The sequence below is a fragment of the Pseudomonas sp. SWRI18 genome (genome assembly GCF_014268345.1).
Classification (GTDB): domain Bacteria; phylum Pseudomonadota; class Gammaproteobacteria; order Pseudomonadales; family Pseudomonadaceae; genus Aquipseudomonas; species Aquipseudomonas cedrina.
Genome location: NZ_JACCQQ010000001.1, coordinates 255,721 through 270,806, shown reverse-complemented (window position 1 = coordinate 270,806; position 15,086 = coordinate 255,721). Strand labels below are relative to the sequence as shown.

The 15,086-nt window shown below is 64.0% G+C and carries 11 protein-coding genes; all 11 read right to left on the bottom strand.

Features of this window, described 5'->3' with window-relative positions; all coding sequences use genetic code 11:
- Positions 1-74 precede the first annotated feature (74 nt).
- Positions 75-380, bottom strand: a complete 306-nt coding sequence (locus H0Z09_RS01180; RefSeq protein WP_186686978.1) for a DUF3077 domain-containing protein — start codon at positions 378-380, stop codon at positions 75-77.
- Positions 381-859: 479 nt separating this feature from the next.
- Positions 860-1,237, bottom strand: a complete 378-nt coding sequence (locus tag H0Z09_RS01175) for a helicase (protein WP_186686329.1) — start codon at positions 1,235-1,237, stop codon at positions 860-862.
- A 124-nt stretch (positions 1,238-1,361) separates the two neighbouring features.
- Positions 1,362-2,285 carry a type VI secretion system-associated lipoprotein TagQ gene (gene tagQ, locus H0Z09_RS01170; RefSeq protein WP_186686327.1) on the bottom strand — a complete coding sequence of 308 codons (924 nt, stop codon included), beginning with the start codon at positions 2,283-2,285 and terminating at the stop codon, positions 1,362-1,364.
- An 84-nt stretch (positions 2,286-2,369) separates the two neighbouring features.
- On the bottom strand, positions 2,370-4,079 hold the full coding sequence (locus H0Z09_RS01165; protein ID WP_186686325.1) for an SUMF1/EgtB/PvdO family nonheme iron enzyme: 1,710 nt from the start codon (positions 4,077-4,079) through the stop codon (positions 2,370-2,372).
- A complete protein-coding gene (locus H0Z09_RS01160; protein ID WP_186686314.1) occupies positions 4,072-5,256 on the bottom strand; it encodes an ABC transporter permease in 1,185 nt (394 codons plus the stop codon). The genes H0Z09_RS01165 and H0Z09_RS01160 overlap by 8 nt, the downstream gene beginning before the upstream one ends.
- Entirely contained in the window at positions 5,256-5,960 is a 705-nt protein-coding gene (locus tag H0Z09_RS01155; protein WP_186686976.1) for an ABC transporter ATP-binding protein, read from the bottom strand. Before H0Z09_RS01155 ends, H0Z09_RS01160 begins: the two co-directional genes overlap by 1 nt.
- A complete protein-coding gene (locus tag H0Z09_RS01150; RefSeq protein WP_186686300.1) occupies positions 5,960-8,929 on the bottom strand; it encodes a serine/threonine-protein kinase in 2,970 nt (989 codons plus the stop codon). Before H0Z09_RS01150 ends, H0Z09_RS01155 begins: the two co-directional genes overlap by 1 nt.
- Complete coding sequence (locus H0Z09_RS01145; protein ID WP_186686297.1) at positions 8,926-9,645, bottom strand: protein phosphatase 2C domain-containing protein; 720 nt, start codon at positions 9,643-9,645, stop codon at positions 8,926-8,928. The genes H0Z09_RS01150 and H0Z09_RS01145 overlap by 4 nt, the downstream gene beginning before the upstream one ends.
- Positions 9,646-10,299, bottom strand: coding sequence for a type VI secretion system-associated protein TagF (gene tagF / locus H0Z09_RS01140; RefSeq protein WP_186686294.1), 654 nt, complete (start codon positions 10,297-10,299; stop codon positions 9,646-9,648).
- Positions 10,296-13,796 (bottom strand): type VI secretion system membrane subunit TssM, encoded by a 3,501-nt coding sequence (tssM, locus tag H0Z09_RS01135; protein ID WP_186686291.1) that lies wholly within the window; start codon positions 13,794-13,796, stop codon positions 10,296-10,298. The genes tagF and tssM overlap by 4 nt, the downstream gene beginning before the upstream one ends.
- A complete protein-coding gene (locus H0Z09_RS01130; RefSeq protein ID WP_186686280.1) occupies positions 13,793-15,082 on the bottom strand; it encodes a DotU family type VI secretion system protein in 1,290 nt (429 codons plus the stop codon). Before H0Z09_RS01130 ends, tssM begins: the two co-directional genes overlap by 4 nt.
- Positions 15,083-15,086 lie beyond the last annotated feature (4 nt).

Below are 15,086 nucleotides of genomic sequence, written 5' to 3'. Positions count from 1 at the left end.
AACACCGTCACCTGTGGGAGCTGGCTTGCCTGCGATGAAGTCACCTCGGTCTGACTGAAGCCCCTCAGCCCTATTTACTGCGCAGCTGGTTTACCTGGCTCTACCGCCAGAAGCAGATCATCAAGAATCGCTTTGCCCATTTCGCACAGATAATGCGCAGCGAACGCGAACCTCTCCGCCCTGGGATCCATTGCGGCCTCAAGCGAGAGCATCTGCGCCAGGCCAAGCACATGCGCGGCGTGTTCGACAGCTTCCCGAAGCGGGACACCTGCGTTTACACGGAAGAGCTTTAAATGGCTTTTGTTCTCGCCACAGTCTGCGAAGGTGGCGGCGCCAATGGTTTTTGTTGAGGTGGGGGTAAAAGGTTTTTCGTAAGGCATAACTAACTCCCTTTGCATGAACAAAAAGAGCTGCACCGAACGTTTCCAGGCGAAAGGTGGCAGCTGTACGCGGGCTGGAAACCGAGGCAAAAGGAACCCGGCAGACCCGAGGGTCTCCCACGCACAGCCGCCAAAAAGCACAAACATCAGGCATAAAAAAAGCGCCTGCTGATTGGTTGACGACGCTGTAGCGTCCTTAAGCATCGGGTTTCCAGGCCCGGTCGCTGATGAGCAGCGACGCGAAGGAGGTTAGCGCGATGGGCTTTGGGCTGCAACTCGCAGAGTCAGTAGGATCTTTCTGGTTGGAGCGAAGGCAGTGAAATCGCTTCCCGGTTCAGCCAGGGATAAATCTGTAGTCTGTTAAACCGCATTCGCGAGCAAGCCCGCTCCCACAGTTGACCGCATTCCAAGGCTGGAACTCGGTTGAATGTGGGAGCGGGCTTGCTCGCGAAGAACTCACCTCGGTCTGACTGAAAAACTCAGTTCTTCTTTTTCTTCGGCTTCAAATACTTGGTCAACCCCTGGAACCAGATCACCAGCGCCGGGTTGCCCTTGATCTGGATCGACTTGTCCTGGATTCCCGTCATAAATGCCAGCTGTTTGTTCTTCGCCTGCAGCGTGGCAAAACCATAGGCGGCATCCTTGAAGGCAATAGCAAACGCCGGCGCAGGGTGGACACCCGAGCGGCTGGTGATGCGCTGGTCTTTGACGATGAAGTGGCGGGCAACCTTGCCGTCGAGGGTCTGCAGCTGGAAGGCCAGGTCTTTGTCACCCAGTTGCTGCTGGAAGGCAGGATTGGTGCGGCTGGCTTTGCCCATCATCAGGCCCAGCACCCACAGCAGAAGACGAAATTTCATGCACACGGCCTCGGTGTAATTATTGAGTGGCCGCAGCAGTTTAACGATTTGCAAAAAGAACGCCACCGATCTTGCGCATTAGCGGAAGATCGGCTGGCGTTTGACGCTTATAGCAGCATGTTACTTAAACGTTAGGGCACGGCACTGGCGCCCAGTCGGCCAGGTTCGGGTTGGTGCAGTTGAGTTTGAGCTGCGAATCACCCGCGCTGGCAACCTGTTTGCTTTCAGCTTGCTTCGCCGTTGCCGCCTGAAGGGTTTTCTCGGTGGCGACCGCTTCTTTCGGTACGACTGGCAGAGGCGGCTTTTTCGCAACCTTGACCGGCTTCTTACCTTTGGTCGGCGCGACAACAGGCGTGGTGTCAGCGGTCGCAACGGTCACGACATCATTACGCTGCACGCCCACTTGCTGCAGGTCTTTCTCATAGGCCTGGGTGTAGTTGTTGAGGTCTTCGGCGGCTTTGCCGTTGACCGCGACGATCAGGTCATTGGACTCCTTCAGGCCCGACACAATTTCCGCCAGGCGCTTGCGGCCTTCGCTGTCGTTGACAGTCTTGGCTTTGCGGTCGGCCACCAGCTTGGTGAACGCGCTCTGGTAGCACTGCTGCGACGCCTTGGCGTACGCGGTGCTGCGGTCGATGTCGGAGGCACGCTTGTTGACGTCAGTCGCGTACGACGCAATGCGTTGATTGTCATCAGCGATCTGCTTCTGACGCTCGGTGTAGTAACCCGCAGCGCCGCCCGCCAGGGCGCCGCCGGCGGCACCGATGGCCGCGTTACGGCCGCGTTTTTCTTTGTCGCCGGTCAACGCACCGAGCAGTGCACCGCCCGCCGCGCCGATGGCCGCGCCGGTCACGACCGACTGGGTCATGTTCGAATCGGTCGCACGCAAGTGCTGCACCGGCTCGTAGCAGTTGGGGTAGTACTCGACCTTGGTGCTCGACGCGACCTTGGAGGCCGGCGACGTGGCGCAACCGGTCAGCACAGTGCTGAAACCGGCCGCGATCAGCAGCAAGTGACGCTTGGAAACCGCCTTACGGGAAAAAAGCATAGGTGTGTTCTCGTTTAAGTTTGACTTGCCCAGTACGGCCCACCGCCGTCTGAGTCCCTTCCAAGCTCGCCATACAGCCAGCGATCATCGCTGACCGCTCGCTGCGAGCAATTCCTTCAAGATCGCTGCCGGGTCGGCCCGCTGTTGCTTGCGGTAGTCGCCGACATGGCGAACGAACAGTGTTGCGCGCGTTACCAGGCTCTTGCCGAGCACAGGCTTGCGATCCAACTCTTCCTTGATCCGTTGAAACTGCGCCTGGATCACCGCATCGGTGTAGCGCGTGCCGGTGGCCAGGTTGTCGATATAGATCGCCACCGCGCCGTCGAGGGCGCTGCGGCCATTGGCAAGGGCTATGTCAAACAGCTTCGCGCTGGGCTCATCCTTGGCGTCGATGGCCTGCTGTCGGCTCTTTTGCAGGTTGGCCAGGCGGATGTTGTAGTTGGCGATGGTCTCCGCCACCAGGGCGGCCGACTGAATCAGGTTGCCCGCCGCTTCCTCGCGTTGCTGGGCGATCAGCGAGACGTTGCGCTTGAGCTCTTCGTTGACCAGCCCCAACTCGGCTTGCAGCTTGGGGTCGACGCTGGCGGCGATAATGCTGTCCAGGCGCTTGGTCGGGTCCTGGGCGTCATCGATGGCATCGGTCAGCGACGCCAGACGGCCTTCTTTCTGCCACTGGGCGAACAGCTCCTTGTAGCGCGATCGCGGCGCCGACAGCGCACCAATCGCTACGCGAAACCCCGTGGTCTCGTTGCTTTGCTCGGTGCCATCGGCGGCAAACAACGGGTACTCGCGACGCATGCCGGTGAACAACGTGCCCTCGCCTTCCAGGTAATTGCCGCCCTTGACCACAAAGCCGCCATAGGTGCCCTGGCGACGCCCGGCGTGCACCAGTTGGAACGACTCCTGGACCATTTCCGCTGCGTTGCCGATCACATCGAACAGGCCGATCGGGTTGGGCAATTTGGTGCCGATGGGCATCAGGCGCGCGGCCTGGCCGGTGCCGCCGGCGACCTGATTGAACACGGCGTAATCGCCGAGCGGGCCGTCGCTTTCGCTGCCTTCGACGCGGCGCGGGAACAGCCGCCCTTCCAGGTCCTGACGGCTCACGGCCTGGCCACCGCGTGCGGCGAATTCCCATTCCACTTCGGTAGGCAGGCGCACGAAACCCAGGCCGCCGTCTTCGGCCGACGAACCGCGCCCACTCACCGGCAACAGCTCGCGGTGGTATTTCATCAACCAGGCGCTGTACACCGCCGAGAAGCGCTCGGCCTCAAAGCGCGACAGCTTCACCTTGGGCAAGCGCCCAGCCATGCCGGTGGGTGCATCGCACGCCGGCGCCGGTTCGCCACTGGCCAGGGACTGCGCCTGGGACATGACTTGGGCATATTGGCGCGCAGTCACTTCGTACTTGCCGATGAAATACAGCATCGGCTTGAGCGGGGTCTTGGCATCGGTCTTCGGCATCAAGGGCGCGATGACTTTATTCCAGTCCTTGGGCAAGTCCTTGAGGGTGAACTGGCCGTTGATAAAGTCGCGGCGGTAACCGGAAATAAACGACTGCTGGTAGCCCGCCTCACCTTCGGCAAACGGGTAGCCGAGGCTGATCTCGCGGTCGTCCAGCGTGCCCTGGGCCAATACGTAGGCATAGCGGAACACCATATTGCCTTCGCACGGCAGCGGCAGGCTCACGTCATCCGGCAACGGCCTGGGGTTGTCGAGCTTGTCGCTCGCTTCATCGGCCCAGGCCATCGAAGCCAAGGTCAGCGCCACACAGGCGCCCAGTAACTTATACATCTCTGATTCCTTCAGAAGCCTGGATACGCGCCACTCGCCAACCGCCACAGGCCGCCGCCACGGCGCTGACGCCGAGGACTGCAACCAGGGCCAGGCCGTAATGATGCGCCAGCAGGCGGCTGGCGTGTTCGCCCGGCACCTGCACGAATAATTTATTCAAGCTCGCCTCGGCCAGGCCATACAGCCCGGCGCTGAGCACGGCGGCAAAGCCTGCGCTATAGAGCGCCTGCAGCACCACAAACAACAACAGCCCACCGGTGGAAAACCCCAACAGGCGCAACACCGACAATTCCCGCCGCTTGCGCGCCACCGCTGCCAGCGCGCCAGCAAAGATCGCCGCGAATGCCCCCGCCAGCGCCAGCCCACAGATTACCCAAAACACAATCGACAGATTGCGGCTCAACGACTGCACCTGCGCAATAGTCTGCGCCTGGGTCGACACCAGCAGATTCTGCCCGGCGAAAAACACGCGCAGCGGCTCCACGTCGGTGAGGCTGCGCGCATACAGGCGAAACGCCGGATACACACGCTGCTCGCTCACACCCACCTCATCGCCGGCCCACCCCAATGTCGGCACTGCACGGCCATCGCGGTAATCTTCAACGGCTTCCAGCAGCTGCAAGTCGGCAAACAACCCGTCACGGGCAAAGGCTTCCAACGGCAGCACCGCCAGCACCTGCACGCGCGTGCGCTGGGCCTCCACGCGCCCCGCCACTTGCCGCGCAAAACTGCTTTGCAGCCAATCCCCAGGCCGCGCCGCCAGCTTCTCGGCGGCGGTGTGGCTCAACACGATCTGGTCCAGGCCCCTTGGCACCGGTAGCCCGGCGAGCAATGGGTCGCCGGTCGCAGTCGGCAGCATTTCCAGGGCCAACGTGCCCACCTGCGCCGTCGCCGCAATCTGCCGCGTACGCGGTATGGCGAACGCCACATCGGCGCGCTGGCCGAGTTGCTCGATAAAGACGCTGCTGAATCGACCACCGCCCAGCGGAATAATTTCACGGGTGGCGGGATCGGTCTGCAAACGTTCGGTCAAACTGCTAACCAGTCCAAACTTCAGGCCGAATAACACCAGCAACGGCGCGATAACGGCGACCAGCGCCAGTACCGAACAGGCGGACAGCCAGGCATCGTTGCGATAGTCCTGCCAGGCCAGCGACGCCACCAGACCGATGCGCATCAGCACGCCTCCCCGAGGGTGGCGGTGACGCCGCCGTCGGTGTCGCGACGGCAACTGATGCGCCGCACCTGCAAGCCACTGGCGCGGGCGAGCGGCTCGTCATGGGTGGCGATCACACAGGCGGCACGGTGCTCGCGGGCCTGGGCCAGCAAGGCGTGCATCACGCGCTCGGCGTTCAAGGGGTCGAGTGAGGCCGTCGGTTCGTCCGCCAGCACCAGTTGCGGCGCATGGGCCAACGCACGGGCACAGCTGACCCGCTGGCGTTGGCCCACGGAAAGCGCAGCCGGCTTCTTGGCCAACTGATCGCCGATCTCCAATTGCTCGGCCAGGCGCGCCACGCTGCCGTCGTCCTTCAAGCCCAGCAGTTGCCGGGACAGCGCGATATTGCCGCGCACATCGAGAAAGCCCAGCAAGCCACCGGTTTGCAGCACATAGCCCAGATGCTGACTGCGCAGCGCGGCCAAGGTGGATTGCTTATCCGCCCGCCACAACCCGGCGATGTCCTGCCGGTTGAATTCAAATTGCCCGACCTGATCCGGCGCCAGTACCAGCGCCAACAGGTCCAGCAAGGTGCTCTTGCCACAGCCGCTCGGCCCGACAATCGCCACTTGCTCACCCGCGCGCAGCGCCAGCGCCGGAATCACCAGGCTGTAGCGCTGGCTTCCGACGCCCCGGCTCTTGTGCACCGCGCTCAGGTTCAGCATCACGGCAGCGTCGACAACGGCACGCGGTACAGCGCATCGCCCGGCTCAGCGTCGCCGAAACGGACCCAATTGGCCAGGTCGTTGTGGAAGGTTTCATACAGGCGGATCTTCGAATCCAGCTCGTCGATGAAGTCTTCCTGCTCGGCCACGCTCAACGATAGCCACAAGTCCTGGGTCATGTTCAGTGACTTGCTGCGGTACGGCAGGCCTTCCAGGTACTCGCCGAGAATGCCGCCGTCGGCCAGGTTGCCGCCCTTGCGCAAGGCCTGTGGGTCGCGGCTCATGTAGGCCGAAGCGCTGGCGATTTCCTGGAAGAAATCCTTGGGTGACGTCTGGGTCTTGCGTGCGGCATCGACGATCAGCTTCAGCGACTGCTGCAGGTCGTTGAGCTGCAATTTGGTCAGCATCACGCACACCTGGAATGCCGGCAGCGCGGGGTTGGTCAGGTCGCGGTCGGCGGTCCAGGCGCTGACCAGTTGCGGCGCCTGGCTCGCGCTTTTGCGGCCGAGGAAATCCATGTGCATGGCATAGCCGACCGCCGCGGATTTATCCGCAAGGCTAGGCGCGCTGCTCAGCAACGGCACCGGTTGCGGCGTATTGCTGCGCACTTGGTGCACGAGGTTGGCGAATACCGTGCCGACTTCATCCACGCGTTCCCCCAACTTGCGTACATCGCCACCGGGCACCGGCGTGTAAAGGTCGCCGATCTGCGGGTTGGCGTCAGCGGTGAGGATGCGGTATTGGCTCTCGGCACCGGCATGGGTTTTCTTGCCGGCGTCGGTGCGCAGGTGCAGGGCATAGATCTTGATCTGCTTGCCCAGCGCAGCCTGGCGCACTTCGGCTTCGTTCATTTGGGTCGTGGCAAACGGGTCGTTCTTGCGCAGTGCACCGGCATCGGTGACCAACAGGATGATGCGCCCGCCGTAACCGGACCAATCCATGCCGTTCACCGCTTGCATCACCCCGGCGAACGCATCTTCGTTGAACGAATGGCTCGACACGGTGGACGCCTTGACCTGGCGCGCCATGTCGAGGAAGCGTTGCGGATCGCGGCCTTGGTCGAGGGTGATCAGGGTCTTGGCCACGTACTCCAGGCCTGGGGTCTTCTTGATGCTGTTGCGAAACCCCACCATGCCGAAACTGACGCTGTCCAGCTCGCCGCGCTCGCCGATACGGGTTTGCAGCTCGTGCACCACGTCGCGGATCTGGTCGATGTAGGGCTGCATCGACACGGTGGTATCGACCACCAGTACCACGGCCGTGCGGAAGGCATCGGCGTTCGCATTGATCACCGGCGTGGACGGTTTGGCGGCGCTGCTGCCGGGATCGATGGAGGCCACATTGAGCAACTGCACCGGCTGGCCGTTCTCGTCGAAGCTTTCTTTGGAGTCGAAGATCGGCAGCAGGTAGAACTGGTTCTGCGGCACCGCGCTGGCGGTCGGTTCCAGGGCGAGGATCTGGCTATTGTCTTCGCTGTTCTTCTGCGCCTTGGCCAATGCACCTTTGGCCGCCGCAGGATCGGCCAGCAGTTTTTCCACTTCGCTGGATTGGCGCAGGAACATCACCGGCGCCCGGCCCGAGCGTTCGGTGAACTTCAGTACCAGGCTCTGTTTCCAGTCGCTGACCTGAGCCGCAGGCAGCCAACCATCGCTGCGCCCGTCGGTGGCAGCACCGACACGCACCCACGGGCTGCCGTCGACGTCTTTGCGCTGGTAAACGTAGAGCACCGAGAACGCCGGCAGGGCTTTGCCGGCGGCGCTGCCCGCTTCATTCGAGAGCTTGGCCCCCGGTTTGCTGAGGACGCGTTGAAACAGGGTCTTCTTGCCCGCCATCAACAGCGGGCGCTGACCGCCGTCGACTTCAGCGACCGCAGGCGGTGGTGGCGTCACCTTCGGCAGCACCGCAGCGGGCGGTTTGGCAGGCTCATCGCCGGCGCTCAACCACCCATAACTGGCGCCACCAATGGCCAACGCCACCGCCACTGCAACGGCGGCCAACGCCAACACCGGCCCACGGCGCTGCTCGGACACTGCAGGGTGCTGCGTCGGCGTCACCACCGGCTGGCGCGCCGCCTGGGGTCTGTCGGTGGGTATCTCGATGGATTGCGGGGTGATGCCGGCCAAATCAAAACTCATCGGGATCGGCAGCGGTCGTACCAGCGTGGCCTCCGGCGACTCCCCCGGCAGGTTATCCAGAGCCCGCAGCAACGCCGCCGCATCCGCGAAACGCTCCGCCGGGTCCTTGGCCAGCAACTTGCGCAGCACCTCCTGGTAGCGGCCGTGGTGCACCGGCAATTCCGGCAACGGCTCAGTCAGGTGCGCGAGTGCCGTCGAAAGCGCATCGGTGCCACGGTAAGGCAGCTCGCCGACCAGAATCTCGTAGAGCACCACGCCCAGCGCATACAGGTCCGCGCGGCCATCGATCTCCTGGCCGCGCGCCTGTTCAGGGCTCATATAACTCGGCGTGCCCACGGCGAACCCGGCCTGGGTAAATTGGGTGCGGTCGTCCAGCGACTTGGCGATGCCGAAGTCCGACAGCACTGCCGTGCCATCGGCGCGGAACAGAATGTTCGCCGGTTTCACATCGCGGTGCACCAGGCCTTGGGCATGGGCATAGCCCAGCGCCGAGGCAATCTGGCGGATCAGCGTCACACCCTGTTCCGGCGTCAGGCCGGCGGCAATGCGCTCCTTGAGCGTGCCGTTGGGCAGGTATTCCATGGCCATGTAATACAGCTCACCGACGTTGCCGATGTCATGGATGGTCACTGTGTGCGGGTGCGACAGGCGCGCGAGGGTCTTGCCCTCGCGCAGGAAACGCTCGCAAAAGGTCGGGTCGGCGGCCAGTGCCGCCGCCATGATCTTGAGCGCCACTTTGCGCTCCAGCGAACGCTGGGTCGCCAGGTAGACGCTGGCCATGGCGCCTTCGCCGATCTCGCCTTCGATGTCATAACCAGGGATGACAAAGTTCATGACGATACCTTCACGACGATGGCGGTGATGTTGTCCGGCGCGCCTCGGTTGAGCCCCAGGTGCACCAGGCTGCGCACGATTTCATCCGGCGCATCATGGCTGAGGACTTCGCGGATCTCATGGTCTTCAATGGTCTTGTTCAGGCCGTCGCTGCACAGCAGGTAACTGTCACCGGGGGCAATCAGCAGGTCGAGCACGGCCACTTCAAGCTGGGCTTCCACGCCGACGGCGCGGGTGACGATATTGGCGCGCGGATGGCTGCGGGCGTCGGCCTCGCTGAGCAGGCCGCTGTCTTGCAGGTCCTGCACATAACTGTGATCGCGCGAAAGACTCTCCAACACCCCGTCGCGCAGGCGGTACAGGCGACTGTCGCCGGCCCACAGGCACACGCCGCGCAAGCCCCGGGCGGCAAGCAGCACCACGGTGCTGCCCATCATGCTCACGCCACGGTTGGCGGTTTCTTCGCGCACGGCGGCGTTGATGCGGATCAGGTCGTTGCGCAACGCCGCCGAGTATTCCTCCAAAGAACGCCCCAGCGGCACACTGCGCAGGCTGTCGACGATCAGGCTGCTGACGTAATCGCCCGCGGCGTGCCCGCCCATGCCGTCTGCCACCACCCACAGGCGATTCTCCGGCAGGTCCAGGCAAGCATCTTCGTTGACCTGGCGCACCATGCCCACATGGCTTTTGCTCGCGGATTTGTACGTCGCGCCCATCTACACCACACCTTCTTGTCCGAGCAAAAACTGCGCAAAATCGCCGGCGGCAGGCAGTCCCTGACACCGCAATAAACCGGGGGAAATACGCTGCGAACCACGGCCCCACCACAGGCTCGCACCCTCGCAGGCCTGCTCCGCCAGCGCGGCCAGGCGCTGATGCGGCTCGGTAGCGGCCATGCGTTGCAGGCCGGCGAAGCGGCTGTCCACCGCACGCGGTTCAGTGGCTGGCAGGCCCAAGTTATCGAGGCCTTCATTGAACTGTTCGAAGGTCGCGCCTGCATCCAGGGTGCTGAGCAGCAACGCTTCGGCCTGTTCGAACCACGTGTCGGGCCCGCCCACCAAGGATGCCGGGTTGGTGTCGTGATCGAGCAAAGCCACCACCGCCAGCGGAAAATACCGTCCGACGCGGTCGATGCTCGGCATCACCACGCCCGCCGCCGCGTCCGGCCCACACACACCCGGCGCCAGCACGAAGCGCCACAACGGGCTGACCAGGTACACGTCGAGCCACTCGCCGCCGAGGCTGTTCTGGCTGGCGAGCAACCCCGCCGCCAGCCAGCTGTCCCACGGGCCGACAAAACTCTGGGGCAAGGCACGGCTGACGAAATCCCCACGACTGGCCAACTTGCCGTAGAAACCCAGCGTCGTCATAGCCGCTCCGGCAGGCTGAAGCCGCTGAGCACGCGGCTCTTGAACGGGTTGAAGGCGCTGTTGGCGCGCAGCTCGTAGGCGATGCTCGCACCGTCGACGCGCAGGCGCAGGTTGAAGCGGTCCGGCGAATTACCGGCGGTGAGGTCCGATTGCTCCAGCAGACGGAACCAGGCCCACGGCCCGTCCAGGGTCACGCCGGAGCGGCCGCTGGCCGAGGGCGGCATGATCGAAATGCGCACCACGCCAATGCTGCCGGGGTTCGGCCATTGCATCGCCACCGGGCGACTCGGGCCGTGGTCGTAGCTCAATTGCTGGCCGTCCAGGTCCAGCAGGAACTGGGTGATGGTCGGATCCATCGACACGGGCTTGAGTTCGAAACGCACGATGGGCTGGGTGCCCCCCGACCTGAAGAACGCGTCACGAATCATCGCGGCACGCTGGAAGGTTTGCAGCACACCCGGTGCAATCCCCAGCTTCTGCGCCGCGCCCGGCTGCCAGCGCCAGGTCTGCGCCGAGGTATCCACGTAGGGTTGCAGGTATTTGCGAAAGTAGTTATCCATCACCCCGCCCACGCCGAAGAACTGACCGAAGTCATCCAGGGTGGCGTCACGCGCACTGCCCGGCGACATCGGGTAACGCCCGGCCAGGGACTGGCGATACACGTTGACCACTTCGCTGACCCAGGCCGCGTTCAGCTGGTTACGCACCCCGCCCATCATGCTGTTGGTGGTGGAGTTGACCACCGACTTGACCATGCCTTGCACCAGCGGCGGCTGGCGTTCGGCATTCAGGCTGACCCGCGTCGCCGCAGCCGCCGCCTGGTTCTTCGCCTCGCCCAGCAAGGCATCGCCACTGGCACCGACCATGGCGCTGACCTGCACATACAGCGCGTTCATGTCCGTGAGCAGGCCGTCGATGGCTGCCGGTTCGCCTTCGTTCTTGCTGACAATGCTGTTGAGTTCGGCAAAGTGCGCCGTCACCGGGTCATCCATGGCGGCAGGTGCATTGGCGCTCGGTTGTTCCTGGCCGAGCAGGCTGCCGAGGCGCTCCTTGAGCTTATCGACGCCGCCTTCCACCGGCACGCCTTTGGCGACCAATTGGCGTTCTTCAGCTTGCAGATCGGTTTCCTTCGCCACGGCTACCAGCAGTTTTTTCAGCGGCGAGGTGGGGCCGGAAATCACCCGCAGCACATCGGCCGCCTGGGCCACGCTGGTGATCGGCACAAAGTCGATATCCGCGAGCAAGGCATCCCACTGGCGCTGGTAATCCTGGAAGTACAGGCGGCGCACATCGGCGGCCAGGCTGGCTACGTTCTGCTGGTCGGCCTGCTCGTGGCCAAGTACCCATTGCTCTTCAGCCAGGGTGCCGGTCTGGTTCAGGCTGCTCAACAGGAACGCCTGGCGATAGCCCTTAGCGGTGAAGAAGCCACTCAGCGGCTCGCCCAGCGGCTTGCCGCTCTTGCGGCTGAACACCAGCGCCGCATCACGGCCGGCGGCTTCGTTGATGCGAAAATCTGGAATGCCTTCCGGCAGTTTCTGGCGTTTGACCCGGTCGTAGACGCGTTGCGCCACCGGCAGCTGTTGCAATTGGCGGCGCAGATCGTCGATCAGGCGCGGGTCGAGGCGCGCACTCGGCGGGTGGCGTTCGAACAGGGCCTGCAGGTGCCCGGCCAACGCCTGGCGCTGATCGGCCGGCAGGTCGCGCGGCAGGTTGCGGTCCCAATCGAGGGCGATCCAGGCCTTGATGAAGTCAGGGTCGTAATGCTCGGTGTCGGCGAGCATCAAGTAGGCCTTGAGGCCTTCGTAGAGGAAGTCGGAATTGCCGCCGCCGTGCAGTTGTTCTTCGATGCGGGTCACCAGGCGGGGCGCGAACACGGCAATCAACAGCTTGCGGTAGACACTGGCCGACTCGGCTTCAAGCATGTCGCCCTGATACAGGCCGAGGCCTTCGGACCAGCTTGGCGAATCGCCCGCCAGGTTCTTCACCGCGTTGAGCAGTGGCAGCACCGCGAGCACTTCGCGCTGCGCCGGGCTCAGGTTCTGCACGGCCTGGCCCAGCGGCGCGACCTTCTGGTCGACTTGCGCGATATACGCCTGGTTAGCGCGATAACTCACCCACCACAGGCCGCTGACCACCACGACCAATGCCACGGTGGCGGCCAGCACCCCACGCGCAATCCATTTGCGGCGCCGTTCGACCTTGGGGTTCACCCCCACCAAGCCACGTTCGGCAAACGCCACCGCGGTGAACAGCTTTTCGATGAAGTAGCTGCGCCCGGTGCCGCTCTGGCGCGCCAGGTGCTGGCGGTCCAGGTTCATGCTCTGGGCCATGGCGCCGATCAGGCGGTCGATCGGGCTGCCTTCCTGGGTTCCGCTGGTAAAGTACACGCCGCGCAGCAGCACGCGTTCTTCAAAGGCATTGGGCTTGAACACGCCTTCAAGGAAGCTTTGCAGGCAATCCTTCAATGCACCGAACTGCTGCGGGAAGCCGTAGATCAGGTCGCGCCGCGCCGGGTCGCGCTCTTGTTGCAGGCGCTCCACCAGGCGTTCGTTGAGGCGCTGTTCCAGGCCGGCGAATTCGCTTTGCAGGTGCGCCAGCGGGCTGTCGCTGTTTTTGCCGTCGTCCAGGGCAAAGGTCATGCCCCACACCTGGGCGCGGTCTTCCTTGCTCAGGTTGTCGAAGAACTCCATGAAGCCCGGCACCAGGTCGAGCTTGGTCAGCATCAGGTAGATCGGAAAGCGCACGCCCAGCTGGGTGTACAGCTCCTGGATACGCAGGCGGATCGCCGCGGCGTGGGCGGCCCGCTCGGCGTCGGTGCCGAGCAGCAAGTCCGAGAGGCTGATGGCAATGAATGCACCGTCGATGGGCCGCCGCGAGCGCTGCTTTTTCAGCAGGTCGAGAAAGCCCAGCCACGCGGCTTTATCCACCGTGGAGTTGCTGTCCTGGGTGGTGTAGCGGCCTGCCGTGTCGAGCAAGACGGCTTGGTCGGTAAACCACCAGTCGCAGTTGCGCGTACCGCCAACGCCACGCACGGCACCTGCGCCCAACTGCGCGGCCAGCGGGAAATGCAGCCCCGAATTGACCAGCGCCGTGGTCTTGCCCGAGCCCGGTGGGCCAATGATCACGTACCACGGCAGCTCGTAGAGATTGCGCCGTTCATCACCGCCCAGCTTGGCCTTTTTCAGCAGCGCCAGGGCCTCGTCCATGCGCTGGCGCAGGGTGGTGAGTTCTTCGGCGGTGGCGACGCTGTTCGGGTCGGCCGGGGTTTCGGCGGCCAGGCTGCGCATCACTTCGGCGGCCTGGCGCCGCGCCTGGACGATGCGCAACACGCGGTAGGCGATCCACAGCGCAAACACCAGGACGATCAGCGCCCAACGGCGTCCTTCCGGCACCAGCACATCCAGCAATGGCCCGACAAACCAGATGATCAGGCTCAGGGCGATCAGGCCCAGCACGGGAATCACCCAGCGAATCATGAAACTGAACAACGCCTTCACTCGACGCCCTCCGCCAATACGGTGATTTCAACCCGACGATTGCGGGCACGGCCTTCAGCTGTTGCGTTGGTCGCCAATGGCTCGGTGTCGCTGCGGCCCTCGGCACTGAAGCGATCGGCCTGGCCGGTCTTGGCCGCCAGAATGTCCAGCACCGACTTGGCCCGTGCTTCGGACAAGGCCCAGTTGGACGGAAAGCGCAGCGTGGCAATCGGGCGGTTGTCGCTGTGCCCGGTAACGCGCACCTGGCCCTTGACCTTGCGGATAGCGTCGGCAATGCGCAGCATCAATGGCTGATAATCGTCGACGATGCTGGCGCTGGCGGAGGCGAACAGTTCATCGCCACGAATGGTCACCACCGAGCGGTCGACCTTATCTTCCACGGCGACGCGGCCGGCCTTGATTTCTTCAGCGAGGAAGCCCGCCAGGCGCGGCCGCTCGATGACTTTGGGCTGCGCCACCGGACGGTCGATGGCTTGCACCGGGATTTCGCCCAGCGCATGGATATTCTTGAATACCGGCTCGGCGTCAGCCGCCAGCAACAGGCGCAAGACAAACAGCAGCGCCAACAGCAGCGCCAGGCCGATGGCCACGGCGATCCACGGCGGCATGAATTGCGCCAGGCGATCACGCGCCACGGTCACGCCGCGCCAGTGCGGCGACAGTTCGCGCTCGTGTTCGCCACGGGCGCTGCGAATGGCCGCGGCGGTGCGTTCGCGCAGGGCCTCCAGCTGGCTGCGACCGTCGTTCATCACGCGATAGCGGCCTTCGAAACCCAGGCACATGCACAGGTACAACAGCTCCAGCAGGTAGAGGCGTTCGCGCGGGCTTTGCAGGCAGTGCTCAAGCAGCTGGAAGACCTTTTCGCCGCCCCAGGCTTCGTTGTGCACGGTGATCAGCAGGCTTTGCTTACCCCAATCACTGGTGCTGCCCCAGGGTGTGCTCAACACCGCTTCATCCAGCGCGGTGCACAGCGCGTAACGGGCCAGCAGCACTTCGTTGCGGGCGATGCCGGCGGCTTCGGCGCGCTCTTCGAACTGGCGCAGGTAGGCCAGCAACTGCGCCCGCAGGCTGGCTGGCGCGGGGTGGGCGATGGTGTTGCGCAGGCGCGTCAGCAAGGCGAGCAGCGGGCCGGCGGCGCTTTCCAGCGGGTTCAGGCCGTGGCTCTTGCCGGTGAGCATCGGCGCGGCCGGCATCGCCAAAGGCGCAGGCTCGGCACGCGCAGGTTCCGGCGCCCGGCCACCCGGACGCGGCATGAACTGGGTGCGGTCATCGTCGTTGGGGTGCATCGCG

Coding starts and splice junctions, on each gene's coding strand:
- H0Z09_RS01175 (WP_186686329.1), bottom strand. CDS start 1,237: ATGAAATTTCGTCTTCTGCTGTGGGTGCTGGGCCTGATGATGGGCAAA.
- H0Z09_RS01180 (WP_186686978.1), bottom strand. CDS start 380: ATGCCTTACGAAAAACCTTTTACCCCCACCTCAACAAAAACCATTGGC.
- H0Z09_RS01155 (WP_186686976.1), bottom strand. CDS start 5,960: ATGCTGAACCTGAGCGCGGTGCACAAGAGCCGGGGCGTCGGAAGCCAG.
- tagQ (WP_186686327.1), bottom strand. CDS start 2,285: ATGCTTTTTTCCCGTAAGGCGGTTTCCAAGCGTCACTTGCTGCTGATC.
- H0Z09_RS01165 (WP_186686325.1), bottom strand. CDS start 4,079: ATGTATAAGTTACTGGGCGCCTGTGTGGCGCTGACCTTGGCTTCGATG.
- tagF (WP_186686294.1), bottom strand. CDS start 10,299: ATGACGACGCTGGGTTTCTACGGCAAGTTGGCCAGTCGTGGGGATTTC.
- H0Z09_RS01160 (WP_186686314.1), bottom strand. CDS start 5,256: ATGCGCATCGGTCTGGTGGCGTCGCTGGCCTGGCAGGACTATCGCAAC.
- H0Z09_RS01145 (WP_186686297.1), bottom strand. CDS start 9,645: ATGGGCGCGACGTACAAATCCGCGAGCAAAAGCCATGTGGGCATGGTG.
- H0Z09_RS01130 (WP_186686280.1), bottom strand. CDS start 15,082: ATGCACCCCAACGACGATGACCGCACCCAGTTCATGCCGCGTCCGGGT.
- H0Z09_RS01150 (WP_186686300.1), bottom strand. CDS start 8,929: ATGAACTTTGTCATCCCTGGTTATGACATCGAAGGCGAGATCGGCGAA.